Genomic DNA, 13,777 nt, shown 5'->3' with positions numbered 1-13,777 from the left:
ATTTTATTCGTCCTGCCAATTGTTATCCCGACTTGATTAAGCGGATTTTAATAATGGTTCGATAACCCCCAAGTATTCGTCCATTTTTTTATGCTGATTGGGGGATAATGGGATGGAATCTAGTAAATCTTTGCATCGTTTGAGGCAAGCAAGTTGCTCTTCGTCAAAATGTATTTCATCAATTAATTTAACCATGACTTTTAGGATGCTTAACGCCATATTGGGGTTTTTCGGCGCTAAGACAAAAGCTTGCGTAAGCAATTCATAAGCAGGTTCATAGCGTTTATTTTTATAATGGGAAGAAGCCATTTCGCCTAGCTCTTTGGGAGAGTAGCGAATATCTGTGCGCTCTTTGCTTTCCTGATCTAGGTACTCATTGATCACCCGTCCGATAAAGCTATCGCCTTCAATTTTAGACTTGATAGAGTCAAGTAAACGAATCGACTCTTCCCAATAGCCCATTTCATGAAATGCTTTTACTTTGTCTAGGCTATCTTCCACAGAATTGCTTGAACTTGTTTCCATGTGCTCTTTGATAATTTCTTCGGCACCTTTTTTATCACTCTTCAAATTCAACATGCGAGCATTGATAATCGCCAGTTGTTCTTTTAACTGACTGTCGTGTCCGTATTCATTGACGAAAAAAGATAAGTCACGTTCGGTTTTGGTGATCAGTCGAGTGGCCTCTTCGCCGTTTAGCGAACCTGCTAAATCTATGGCGGCGCGGATAACGTTGAGATTTAAATCTGGTGTATCGTGGATCGAGTTTTTAGCAAATTTCGCCATGTTCATGGTGGCCATGTATTGGCCTTTTTTATCATGATTAAGGCGTGCTAAATTCCACGATTTTTTATTTCTGTCTAGATTGCGTGGCGCTAATTTGGTGGCCTCTTGAATAATTTCGTAACCCTTGGCGTAATCTTCTTTTTCAATGTAGTACTCGGCTAAGGCATCATAAGTTGTGAAGCGCGTATCATCTCGTTCGAGGAGTGCGTCGGTGAGCGCTATGGCTTCAGACATTTTGTCTTGTTTTAATAAACTGCGTGCGAGATTGACCTGAACCCAACCATATTTATATCGTTCGCTTAGTTTTTTATAAAAAGCTTCTGCTTGGGAATATTCTTTTAGATTAATTAAACATTCGCCGATTAAGCGGTTAATCATGGGGTAGTATTTGCTAAGGGATTCGTCTTTTAGTTGGCGTTCAGCGTAGTAGATGGCTGTGGGATACTCTGCTTTATCAATGCAGTAGGATAATTTATACAGTTTTTCTTTAATCGCAAATAAGTACTTAAAGCGTTTTTCCATGGTTTTGCGATCTAATGGTTTCACCCAAAAATCGCTGGGCTGCAATTCAACCACGCAATTCACCAATGACATAGAGGTGTCAGCGCTTAAGAATATGACCATGGTTGTTTTACTGATATGGCCTTTGAGGCGCATTTCTTCAAGTAAATTGAAGCCGTCTTTGTCACTACGGATGTCAAACGAAATGAGTACTACATCAAATTTAGTTTGTTCACATAAACGCAGTGCATAAAAGGCATTCTCAGCACTTTTACAATTACTGATACCAATCTCTATTAACGCAGACTTAATGCTATCGTGAACTAACGATTGTCCATCAATTACCAACACATTTAAGCTGCTTAATGGCTTTTGCGGGGGGATCTCAATCAATTCTTAAATTCCAACATCTTATATTTCTACTGTGGAAGGTCGAATACAACATGAACCCTATCGACAGACAAATTGTGATTGAATCGATTGCTTTTATGGGGATTGCTTTCAATCGAATTTAACCCCGTTAACCAGTCAATCAACTCAAAGGTGTTAAATTTTGCTGCGTGCCACTAACTTTGTGGATAGGGTTCAAAAAGACCGCTTAACCGTATAATTGCGCAAGATGTGAGGATTAGCAAGCGCCTTAGCGCATAATGGAATCAATCCATACTCACAAAGTCTTTGTTAGCATGGATTGATTTTGGGTTAAATGAAGTTTGAAAAAACCTTAGATGCTAATTTTAGCGCTCTTTAGTATTCCCTCTGTGACTCTGCTTTTGTGCAGGTCTATTGCTCGACCTTGGCGTGGTTGCTCGATTGGTTGAATAGCTTCTGGTACTCCGTTGCGCGCCCTGCGATTGTTTATTCGAGTAACGTTGTTGCGAGGCACTATTGCTTTTTGAACTTGAACGGTCAGCACTAGATACCTTATCCCGTGAGACATTACTAGTTTTGCGCTGCGCACTTGCTTTGTCACTTGTAATATTGTTGCTATTACGTTGCACATTCGCGGCATTTTGCTGCGAATCTTTTGGTGAACGTTGCACTACATTATTACGCGACTGGGCAGACACCTGGCGTACATTTTTTTGCTCTGTCTTATCGCGCTCTACCCGTTGACGTTGACTCGATTTATCGTTCTTATTTGAATAGTCATTGACTCGGTTAGACTTGGTCTGCAAACGTTGTTGTGTTTGCTGCGCCTTAGTACTGGTTTTTACTGTTTTGATATTTTGGCGCACTTGAACCGGTCTAGATTTATCTAATACACGAGACTTTCCTTCAGAACTAATCACTCGTTTATTATCATTTCGGTTCTGCTGACGGTATACCACTTTTGGTGTGTGCGCGTCGTATCTTACGCCTCTTCTATGAGTCGGGTTGTGCTGCCAGCGCTGATACTCACTAGAGCTGACTCTGCGCACGCCATCATCGCGACGACCATTGCGATATGGATAACGATGATTCACAACAATGTAGCGATTACGCCAATTAAATCCACCCCAAAATAGATTGTGACGGACATAAACTCGTGGACTCCAATACAAACCTGCATGTATGTAAAAATGGGCCGGACGATGCCAGTAAATTGGAGGGTAGTCGTGCCACCACCATGAACCATAAACGACACGCGTGTCATAATAAGGTACGTAAACAATTTCTGTGCTGGCGGGTTGAATAAGGATGTCATTATCCTCTTCTACCACTTCTATATACTCACTGTTTTCTAAACTACCTTGAGCATAGGCTTTTTGGCGCAGGTTCTGCACGCTAGACAATACTTGTTCTTCGTTAATTAGGAAGGCATCACCTAAATCTTGTAACCAGTTAAGATCTTCAGTTATTTGTTGCAACAGTTGATGAAATGGCACCAGCGCTTTGACACTCGGATCCCAGTCTTCCTCCGCTGTCGCGTCCATCACTTCTTGTTCTGACAAGCTTTGATTTTTTTCACGCCATCTAGCCGCTTGCACTACTTCCAATGGATAAGTGGAGGCTACTAAAATGTGTGATAGCACTGTGTCTGGATACAGTGCGATTGGAGCAAGCATTTGATCTAGCTCAGCCTGATCAAGTAAATAAGCACTTTCTTGAGCAGACTCATCAATATCTGTGTCACTATCAGTTTCAATGGCAATGACATTTTGTGTTTCTTGCGCTTGTGCAAGATTGACAGCTAACATCACAGTCAACGAAATTAATGTCAGGTACACTAAAACGTATTTTGTACTGCTTTTCATAGTATTCTCCTCTATTACAGAATACTTATAGAATGACTGTCCTTAACCTTAGCTGAACCAATGCTTAAAATCTCACCTTAATTCGCAGCGTTAAAGTGAATTAACTGAGATCTTTCTACAGATTAACCACGTAGTAAGTTACAATCTTGGCTGGAAGATATGATTCTCACCTCTAAATTTTTCACATTATTCTGCAATAAATTTATCGTTTAATCGTTCTATCCAAGATTAACTATACTGCTAAGAGGCAATCTTAGCAGTTGGGCCTAACAATAAGCGCTAAACCACAGTGTTTGGGTGCCGTAATTACCAATTTAAGGACTCTAAGAATGCGTCTTAGTTTTGCTACACTCATTTTTTCTCTAACGCTGTTATCTGCATGCAGCGAACAGCCGTCAGCCCCTCAGTCTCAGCCAATTCCAGAAGTGGATGTTGCCCAGCCAATCAAAACGGTAATTGATCAATGGGACGAATACACTGGGCGTTTTAGGGCGGTTAAAGAGGTAGAAATTGTTGCTAGAGTAAGCGGTTACTTAGACAAGGTAAACTTTAAAGATGGCCAAGCGGTTAATAAAGGTGACGTGTTGTTTGTAATCGATCAGAGACCGTTTGAAATTGCTTTAAAAAGCGCTAAGTCTCGGGTTTCTTTGGCTAAAAAAGAGCTAGAGCGTGGACTGGATTTGCGTAAAAAAAATTCCATCTCGCAAGAAGAAGTAGATCAGCGTCTTAGTGAATTCGAAATGGCTGAAGCTGCCTATGACAACGCTAAATTAGAAATGGAATTTACCGAAGTTAAATCGCCCATTGATGGGATTGTTTCTAGAGATTTTGTGAATGCCGGAAACTTGGTCAATGGAACCGCTACCAATGCCACTTTGTTAACCACTGTAGTGTCCATTTCGCCGATTCATTTTTACTTTGACGCTGGGGAACGAGATTTTTTGAAATATCTTCGCCTAGATCAGAATAATCAGCGAGAAAGTTCACGTGATGTACCCAATCCAGTGAAAATCAAGTTGCAAGATGAAGATACCTATACCCATGAAGGTGTGATGGATTTTGTTGATAATAAAATGGACCAAAGCACAGGGACAATTCAGGGCCGCGCCATTCTGAAAAACGAAGACGGTTTTATTGTTCCAGGAATATTTGGGCGTATTCGTTTGCTAAATCGGGAAAATGTTACTGTTTTACTCATACCTGACAAATCTATCGGCACTGATCAGTCACGTAAATACGTGAATTTAATTAATCAAGATAACCAAATTGAACGTCGATTTGTCACTTTAGGTGAGCTGCATACCCGCGAGTTAAGAATAATTGAACAGGGTCTTGAAGAAGGCGACAAAATTGTAGTCAACGGCATGATGCGAGCCAGACCGGGAGCGACAGTCTCTCCGGTGGAAGTCAATATCAGCGAAACCTACAGTCATTAATTGGGAGAATAACAGATGAAGTTTTCCCATTTTTTCATTGAAAGACCTAAATTTGCATCGGTACTGGCAATTATCGTTCTTATCGTGGGGGCGCTGTCGTATTTTACCTTGCCGATTGAGCAATACCCGCAAATCGCTCCTCCGACGATTCAAGTCTCGGCCAGTTATCCAGGCGCAAATGCTGAAACTGCGGCTAAAACGGTGGCAACTCCCCTTGAGCAAGAAATTAACGGCATTGAAAACATGCTGTATATGTCGTCGCAATCTACTGCCGACGGACAAGTGTCTATCACTATTACGTTCAAACTGGGAACCGACCTAGATAATGCACAGGTACAGGTGCAAAACCGCGTCGCTATAGCCGAACCTCGGTTACCTGAAACGGTTAGGCGCTTGGGTATTGTGACCCGCAAAAACTCTCCGGATTTGATGTTGGTGGTGAATTTGTTTTCACCTAACAGTACTTATGACCAAACCTACATTGCCAACTATGCAACCTTGCAAATAAAAGATCAGATAGCACGAATTAATGGGGTTGGCGAGGTGCGTATTTTTGGTGCTAGCCAATATTCGATGCGAATTTGGCTTGATCCTGACGTAATATCTTCCATTGGGATGACGGCTTCAGAAGTCATTACTGCGCTGCAAGGGCAAAACATACAAGTCGCCAGTGGTACGCTAAATAAATCACCTGTAGAGTCAGGACAAAATGCCTTTGAATTAAGTGTGCAAACCCAAGGACGCTTGATTGATCCGCAACAGTTCGAGAATGTGATAATCAAAAATACCGACGGTCGAATCGTACGCTTAAAAGATGTGGGACGAGTTGAGTTAGGTGCTGAAAGTTATGCCACCCGAGGGTATTTAGGCACTAAAAAAGCCATTGCGATGCCTGTATTTCAACGACCTGGTTCAAATGCATTGGAGACCGCTGCGGCGATTCAACAAACCATGCTAGAAATGTCTCAAGACTTTCCTCCAGGGCTTACCTACGATATTGCTTATAACCCTACCCAATTTATTAGTCAGTCGATTGATGCGGTAGAAGTCACTATTTATGAAGCTATAGCGCTAGTGGTGCTGGTGATCTTGGTGTTTTTACAAAATTGGCGCGCGGCGATTATCCCCATATTGGCGATTCCGATTTCGTTAGTTGGTACCTTTGCGGTAATGAGTGCTCTGGGCTTCTCTTTGAATAATTTAACCTTGTTTGGTTTGGTATTAGCCATTGGCATTGTGGTGGATGATGCCATAGTGGTGGTTGAAAACATGGAGCGCCTTATTGCCGAAGGAATGAGTCCGCGGGAAGCCGCGCGGGAAACCATGACCGAAGTGGGCGGTGCCTTGGTAGCAATTGGGTTGGTGCTGGTGGCTGTATTTTTACCTACTGCGTTTGTGGATGGAATTTCCGGCACTTTTTATAGCCAATTTGGGATCACCATTGCTGCGGCTACTATGATTTCGGTATTTGTCTCTTTGGTGTTAAGCCCTGCGTTGTCAGCGGTTTTATTTAAACCTCATAGTGACAAGACATCGAGTAAAGGTCCTTTTGCATGGTTTGCGAATAAGTTTAACCACGGCATGCATCGTACGTCTTCTGCATATGGCAAGTTCGTGTCGAAGATAATTCGTTTTGGCGCGATCATGTCTATCATTTATTTGGGATTGATGTGTTTGACGGGCTTTTTCTTCAATAAAGTCCCGCAAGGATTTATCCCTGCTCAGGATCAGGGTTATTTGATCATCGCTGTGCAGTTACCTGCTGGTGCATCACTAGAACGTACTGATAATGTGGTGCAGGAAGTATTGGATAAGTTGCTGAAAATTGATGGCATAAAAACATCTGTTGCATTTACTGGGTTTTCTGGCGCTACGTTTTCAAGTGCGTCTAATTCGGCAGCTTTGTTCCCAGCGCTTGAGTCCTTTGAATATAGGGCAGCGAAGGGCATCACCTTCGACCAGTTAGTGGCTCAGGCACGTAAGGAGTTGTCTGGCATTAAAGAGGCTTATGTGGCGGTAATTCCGCCTCCACCTGTACGTGGAGTAGGTAACGGTGGTGGGTTTAAAATGATGCTTGAGGATCGTCGTGGCTTGGGTCTTCCTGCGCTTGAGGCATCCATGTGGCAACTTGCTAACGCCGCCAATCAAGAGCCTGCTACTACCTCAGTGTTTAGCTTCTTTGAAACTAATACACCGCAGTTGTACGCTGACATTGATCGAGAACGAGTTGAGCGCTTAGGTGTGCCAGTTAATGAGGTTTTTAGTGCCCTTGAAATTTATCTTGGTAGCGCCTTTGTGAACGATTTTAACTATTTAGGGCGTACCTTCAGAGTCACGGCACAAGCGGATGCTCCTTTTAGGATGGAGGCCGATGATGTTGGCCGGATTCGGGTTCGCAACAAAGCGGGTGATATGGTTCCGTTGAGCTCTGTGGCAACTTTCGAATATCGCTCTGGGCCGTCGCGGGTTCCCCGATATAATCTTTATCCAGCGGCAGATTTGAACGGAGATACCGCTGCTGGTTATAGCTCTGGGGAGGCCATTGCCACCATGGAGCGTTTAGCTGCGCAAATTTTGCCAGACGGCATCGCTTATGAGTGGACTGAACTTGCTTATCAACAAAAACAAGCGGGCAGCTCGGCTATATTGGCCTTCGTTTTTGCGGTTGTTTTTGTGTTTTTGTTACTCGTTGCCTTGTACGAAAGTTGGACTTTACCACTATCGGTAATTCTAATTGTTCCAATGTGTTTGTTAGGGGCTATCGCTGGTGTTTACATTGCTGGAATGGACAATAATATTTTGACTCAGGTTGGTTTGATTGTGTTGATTGGCTTGGCCAGTAAAAATGCGATTTTGATAGTGGAATTTGCACGTCACAAAGAACAGCATGGCGTCCCGCTTTATCATGCGGCAGTTGAAGCTGCGAGGTTAAGACTACGTCCAATATTGATGACCTCTTTTGCCTTTATACTTGGTGTTGTTCCTTTGGTGATTGCCACTGGAGCTGGAGCCGAAATGCGTCAAGCATTGGGTGTGGCGGTATTTAGCGGCATGCTTGGCGTGTTATTCTTTGGTCTTATTTTTACGCCGGTTTTTTACATTTTATGCCGCAAATTGTCGATGTTGGTTAAACGCCAGAAACTCGATGAAAACGGTTGTGTTCCCGGTGTTCAAATTCACAACTAAGCAGTGCTAAAGAGACTGTTTTAGACAATAAAAAAGAGACCTAGGTCTCTTTTTTATTAGGCAGGTATTTGGCTTTGGCTAATACCTATGTAATTGGCAAATTCGAGTGCCGTTAGCTATTTATTCGGACCGTTATTGAGTAAGTGTAAATCGAACTGATGACCTAGCTTTTCTGTTTTTGTGCGTAGGTAGCGTCGATTATCCTCTGTTAAACCATGGTCGATAGGGGTTCTGGAAACCACATTAACGCCCATTTCTGCCAACGCCGCTTGTTTTTTGGGGTTGTTGGTCATCAACGCAACATTCTTAACACCCAGCGTATCGAGCATTAACTTACATATTGCATAGTCACGTAAGTCAGCATCAAAACCCAAATGTTCATTGGCTTCTACTGTGTCTAGGCCGCTGTCTTGTAATTTGTAGGCGCGGATCTTATTCAATAAGCCTATACCTCGTCCTTCTTGACGAAGATAAAGCAACACCCCTTTGCCTTGTTCAACAATATTTTGCAGGGCTTTTTTTAACTGAGACCCGCAATCGCAGCGAGTACTGAATAGGGCATCACCTGTTAAACATTCAGAATGTACGCGGATTGGAATGGTTTCATCTTGCTGCCATTCACCGTATGAAAGAGCAACATGTTCTTGTTGTGTTTCAATTTCAACAAAACCATGGATAGTAAATAATCCAAATTGGGTTGGAAGGGCAGCTGAACTTACAAATTCAAACTTATTGGTTGGCGTGTTTGTCACCACTACGGGCCTTTATAAATTGTAAATTAAATATTAATTCACCAATATGGGCACGAATCTACACATTACAACCTTTAGTCGATAGTTTTACAGTCAGTAAATTCGTTAAGGGGAGCTGGTTTCGCTACGCCATAACCTTGGGCGAAGTCTATGCCCATCTTACCTAGCTCTACCATTACGTCTTTAGACTCTACAAATTCAGCGACGGTGCTCATGGACATTGCTTTGGCCAAATCTTTCATCGAACCAACCATTGCCATATCGACTGGGTCAACTAAGAGATCTTTAACGAAACTTCCGTCGATTTTGAGACAATTGACCGGCAGGTTTTTTAAATAGCTGTAAGACGAAAATCCACTGCCAAAATCATCTAGCGCGAAGGTGCAGCCGAGTTTCTTAAATGCACTGATGAAGCGTAAGGTTTCTTCCATTTTGACGATTGCCATGCTTTCAGTAATTTCAAAGCAAATCTTTTGATGGGGAATTTGATAATCTTCAAAGGCTTTGGTTACATGACGCTTGAGGTCGTTGTCGGCTAGCGAATGACCACTGAGATTGATATTGCACTGACGCAATTGTGCTAGGTGTTCGGGGTGTTCGGACAGCCATTTAAAGGTATGTTGAATTACCCATTTATCTATTTCGATGGTTAAATTGTAGCGTTCCGCTGCAGGTAAAAATGCCGCTGGTGGTACTATTTGGTCATCTTCGTCTCGCATCCGCAGCAAAATTTCATAGTGGTGGCCATCGGCCACTTTAGACAGCGGGTAGTAGTGTTGATAATAGAGCTGAAATTTATCTTGTTCCAACGCCAAGTTTATTTGAGACACCCACTTTAATTCAGATTCATAACGCTGCATTTTGAGATCTTCACTGGAATACAGGTGTATCTGACTGCGGCCTTTTTCTTTGGCTACGTAACAGGCTGCATCGGCCATGCTCATAAGTTGTTCCGGCGTTTCAATCTCGTCTTGCCATTTGGCCATACCTATACTTATGCCCATAGCAAAAATACGATTGTCCCAAATAAACCTAAATTCCTTAACGGCGTTCATTAATTGGTTTGCAATAACATCTGCCATTTGCGCATTTTCAGATTCTAAAATCACGCCAAATTCATCGCCCCCTAGTCGGGCTAATACACCTTTATTCAATACCACGTCATTGAGGATCTGTGATAGTTGTTTAATGAGTGCATCTCCGGCTTTGTGACCGCAGGTATCATTCACTATCTTAAACTGCTCAAGATCCATATAAAGCAGTGTGAGCTCTTGTTTTAACTGCTTAGAACGGCGTATGCCATCTCGTAGTTTTTGCTCAAACTCTCTTCGGTTATACACACCGGTTAATGAATCGTGGGTGGCTAAGTATTCTAAGCTAATCGTTGATTGTTTCTTTTCGGTGATGTCAAAAATTGACCCAAAAAAGTATTTTTTATCTTCTGTGCCAGTGAGTTGTACTGAAATACAAAACCAAAATTCACTGCCGTCCCTACGAATACCTTTTATCTCTTTGCCTAATGCCATGCCGTTGAGGAAGATTTCTTCCATTAATAAATCACGTTCATGGGGATTGGCGTAGAGCACGGATGTATCTTTGACTTCTAATAACATCTGCGATTCGTCAGCGTATCCGAACAATTGACACATTGCTGGGTTGGTGGTGACTAACTTACCGTCTTGGGTTGATGTATAAAGGCCCTCTGCGGAGTTGCGGAAAAGATCATAAAATTGGTGTAGGTTTTCAATAGCGTTCTGTTGTTGTACCTGTTTGGCAAAGGCGAGTGCTTTTTCATGGCTTTCAATTGCAACCGCTATTAGCAAGACACCGGACATAACGATTAACGACAATATCAACCCCGTGTATGTATCTATTGCATTTCCAGATAAGTAAAAACTTACTTCAGCCATTACTGTAGCGCAGATAATCAACCAGCCGAATGCATATAAGCCGTTGGGCATAGTATGTTTCCGATCATGATAAATTAGCGCTAATAATAAGTGTAACAAGACCGCGGCAGCAGCGAGGGCTGAGCCAACCACTAGTTGTAGATAGCTGTTTAAAATAGGCGCAATAACAATCAGCGAAATCGCCATTAAATAAGAAATAAAACGCCAAAATATTGGGACCCGTACCAACATGGCGTGACAAACTTTTGCGGCTGCGAATATTACAATTGCTACTGTTACACTGCTAATTTGAGAGGTGTATGATCCTAGGCCGGTGAACTGGCTGACAATTCCTTGAATATTCAAAAATAGGAATAACAAACCCGCATTAGCCACAGAAAACCAAAATCGGATGGGGCTTCTAAGCAGCACATAAGTGACAAGGAAGTAGAAAAATAGAATAGCTAGGGCGCCGCCGACCACGCCAATGAAGGCCAAATGGAATTGTTCTTCGGCAATAAATTCGGTGTCTGTCCAAAGATCGATAGCATAAACAGAGGGACCATCATCCTGGATGCGTAGGTATATATTGACGCTTTGGTTTGGGCTCAATGCTATGGGTAAAACGAAGTCTCTATGGTTATAAGGGCGTGTTGCTAAATCGCGTTTTGCGCCGACTAAATAAGTCTCCAAAAGTCGATCTTTATCATCGAGCACATAGGCGTCTAGATAATCTATTGAAGGGTTGCTGATGACCAACAAATATTGTTGGTCTATGCTGTCTTGGTGAACAATTGAAAAACGCTGCCACAAGGCTTGGTTTTCAACTAATGGCGTTGTATCAATCACTTTTGACCAGTCTTGTAACGCCTGAACTTGAGAAAGTTGATCACGTTTATTGGTGCGTTTTAATTCAGACAAGCCGTTTACACGCACATGCTCCACTTCGGCATCTACTATTACCGTTGGGATAGGATCTGTTTGTTGAGCAACAACACAGCCTGCGAAACTCAATAACAACAGACTCAGAAGACCGACAAATTTCACATTAAGCAACCATTTTTATTATTTTGACGTTAACTTTATTGGTAAAAATAAAGAACATATATTCAGTGCGTGAGAAGGCTATATTATTGAATTGCATCTAATTTAGCTAATAATTTTGTTAAACTAGTCGACTCGGCGTAGCCCGTCACTTCTATCCATAATGCCTCACAAGTTCCGTCATAACAAAGTAAAAAGGTATCTTGATCTGATACAAATTGTATTTGTGCTCGGTCAGCACCTTCACTAACATCTGAAACTCTAGATTCTATCGACTGTAACCAATTTTGGGCTTGCTCAATTGCTTCCTCTTGAGAAGGAAAATAATCACAAACCAATCTGATAATCGACTCCTCTAATTGCCAGCTATAGTTGTTTAGCTTGAACATGATATTTCCATTGATTGTCCCCAGTCTGGTGGAGTTTGTGCGTAACGCTCGAATTCAGGTTGTTCATCGAATGGATTAGAAAGTACTTTTAGTAAGCGCTTGCACTCGTCAAAGCTCCCTTTTTCCGCTTCATTAATCGCATTTTGAGCTAAGTAGTTTCGTAAAATAAATTTCGGGTTTGCTTCTTTCATTGTCACTAAGCGTTCGTTTTTAGGTATTGATTCCTCTGCTAACTTTGCAATATATGAGGAATACCAGCTTTCTGCTTTCGTACGGTCAATGAAGTGGTCTGCAACTTTACGGATATTCAAGTTTTCGTCACACAGTAAACGGAAACTTTGGGTGTAATCCCGTTTGTCTTGAGCAAGTAATGCGAGCCAGTCATTTACTAATGTCATGTGGCTATTACTGATTTTTTTGAATCCAAATTTCAACCTCATAAGCTCGGCATATTGAGTTTGTAAACGTGTTTCATACTGTGTGAGAGCTTGTTTTATTTGCTCGATGGACAAGTAGGCAGTGAATGCATGGGCTAGTGCATTTAAATTCCACAAAGCGACACTAGGTTGCTGGTCAAATGCGTAACGTCCGCTATGGTCAGAGTGATTGCAGATATATTCTGGGTCATAGGTGTCTAGAAAGGCGTAGGGTCCAAAATCAAAGGTAATACCGTGAATCGACATATTATCAGTGTTCATTACGCCATGGCAAAAACCGTAGGCCTGCCATTTTGCAATCAAGTCTGCCGTATCTAACACGATTTGTTCGAGCAACGAATAATGAGGGTTATCGTGATTCAGTAATTCTGGGTAATGCTTTTGGAATGTATATTTAAAAAGATTGTCGAGCTTATCGAGCTGTTTCGTTTGATAAAAATACTCAAAATGGCCGAATCGAATATGGCTTTGACATGCTCTAATTAACATCGCTCCAGTTTCGGGTTGTTCACGATATACTATTTCTTTACTGGAAATTAGGCACAATGCCCGTGAGGTGGGGATGCCTAAACTGTGCAATGCTTCACTTGCTAGGTATTCACGGATCGTCGACCTTAACACCGCACGTCCATCGCCAAAGCGTGAGTAGGGGGTTTTGCCAGCCCCTTTAAGATGCAGATCCCATGACTTCTGTTTTTGGGTTATCACTTCAGCCAATAACACGCCGCGACCGTCACCAAGTTCTGGATTCCAGCCGCCAAATTGGTGGCCTCCGTATTTTTGCGCGATAGCATGTTGATTTAACTGGCCCTCAGGTTCAAATAATTCTCTAAAAAGGATTTCGGCTTGCGAAAATTCGTTCTTAAGTTCTATGTCTTCTGCCAATTGGTAGTTATATAATGCTAATTCTGGCTCAAGTAACGGTGAAATTCGAACCTGGCTTACCATGTTGGATAATTTTTGTGCGTAAGAATGATCGAAATGCACGTTTGCGCCTTATTAGTATTAATTCAAAGTATAGTTTATCCTGACATGGGGCTATCTTGATACCCTTGTTCTGAAAAACGATTTTGGAACTCTTAATCAATTATTACGAGGTTAGTAACATGAATTTAAAACC

8 protein-coding genes are annotated in these 13,777 nt (G+C 42.1%); 2 read left to right on the top strand and 6 right to left on the bottom strand.

What is annotated here, in order from left to right; translation table 11 throughout:
* Nucleotides 1–36: 36 nt before the first annotated feature.
* Both KO530_RS21560 and KO530_RS21555 read right to left on the bottom strand, forming a co-directional pair.
* The gene (locus KO530_RS21560; RefSeq protein ID WP_216050536.1) at nt 37–1,680 is read right to left on the bottom strand and encodes a response regulator; all 1,644 of its coding nucleotides are present in this window, start codon (nt 1,678–1,680) and stop codon (nt 37–39) included.
* A 344-nt stretch (nt 1,681–2,024) separates the two neighbouring features.
* A complete protein-coding gene (locus tag KO530_RS21555) occupies nt 2,025–3,524 on the bottom strand; it encodes a DUF3300 domain-containing protein (protein WP_216050535.1) in 1,500 nt (499 codons plus the stop codon).
* 329 nt (nt 3,525–3,853) lie between these two features.
* On the opposite strand from KO530_RS21555, the gene KO530_RS21550 reads away from it, so the two are divergent.
* The gene (locus KO530_RS21550) at nt 3,854–4,960 is read left to right on the top strand and encodes an efflux RND transporter periplasmic adaptor subunit (protein ID WP_216050534.1); all 1,107 of its coding nucleotides are present in this window, start codon (nt 3,854–3,856) and stop codon (nt 4,958–4,960) included.
* Nucleotides 4,961–4,975: 15 nt separating this feature from the next.
* Entirely contained in the window at nt 4,976–8,146 is a 3,171-nt protein-coding gene (locus KO530_RS21545) for an efflux RND transporter permease subunit (RefSeq protein ID WP_216050533.1), read from the top strand.
* A gap of 116 nt (nt 8,147–8,262) precedes the next feature.
* On the opposite strand, the gene ribA is transcribed toward KO530_RS21545, so the two are convergent.
* From ribA to KO530_RS21525, 4 genes are all read right to left on the bottom strand, one after another.
* The gene (gene ribA, locus KO530_RS21540) at nt 8,263–8,901 is read right to left on the bottom strand and encodes a GTP cyclohydrolase II (protein ID WP_216050532.1); all 639 of its coding nucleotides are present in this window, start codon (nt 8,899–8,901) and stop codon (nt 8,263–8,265) included.
* A gap of 71 nt (nt 8,902–8,972) precedes the next feature.
* On the bottom strand, nt 8,973–11,834 hold the full coding sequence (locus KO530_RS21535) for an EAL domain-containing protein (RefSeq protein ID WP_342806539.1): 2,862 nt from the start codon (nt 11,832–11,834) through the stop codon (nt 8,973–8,975).
* Nucleotides 11,835–11,917: 83 nt separating this feature from the next.
* Nucleotides 11,918–12,220, bottom strand: coding sequence for a DUF3630 family protein (locus KO530_RS21530; RefSeq protein ID WP_216050531.1), 303 nt, complete (start codon nt 12,218–12,220; stop codon nt 11,918–11,920).
* Entirely contained in the window at nt 12,208–13,644 is a 1,437-nt protein-coding gene (locus KO530_RS21525; RefSeq protein WP_216050530.1) for a protein adenylyltransferase SelO, read from the bottom strand. Before KO530_RS21525 ends, KO530_RS21530 begins: the two co-directional genes overlap by 13 nt.
* Nucleotides 13,645–13,777 lie beyond the last annotated feature (133 nt).

Source organism: Aliiglaciecola lipolytica, from assembly GCF_018860635.1.
Taxonomy (GTDB): domain Bacteria; phylum Pseudomonadota; class Gammaproteobacteria; order Enterobacterales; family Alteromonadaceae; genus Aliiglaciecola; species Aliiglaciecola lipolytica_A.
The sequence above is the reverse complement of the archived record's forward strand: the minus strand, read 5'-3'. Positions and strand labels throughout refer to the sequence as shown.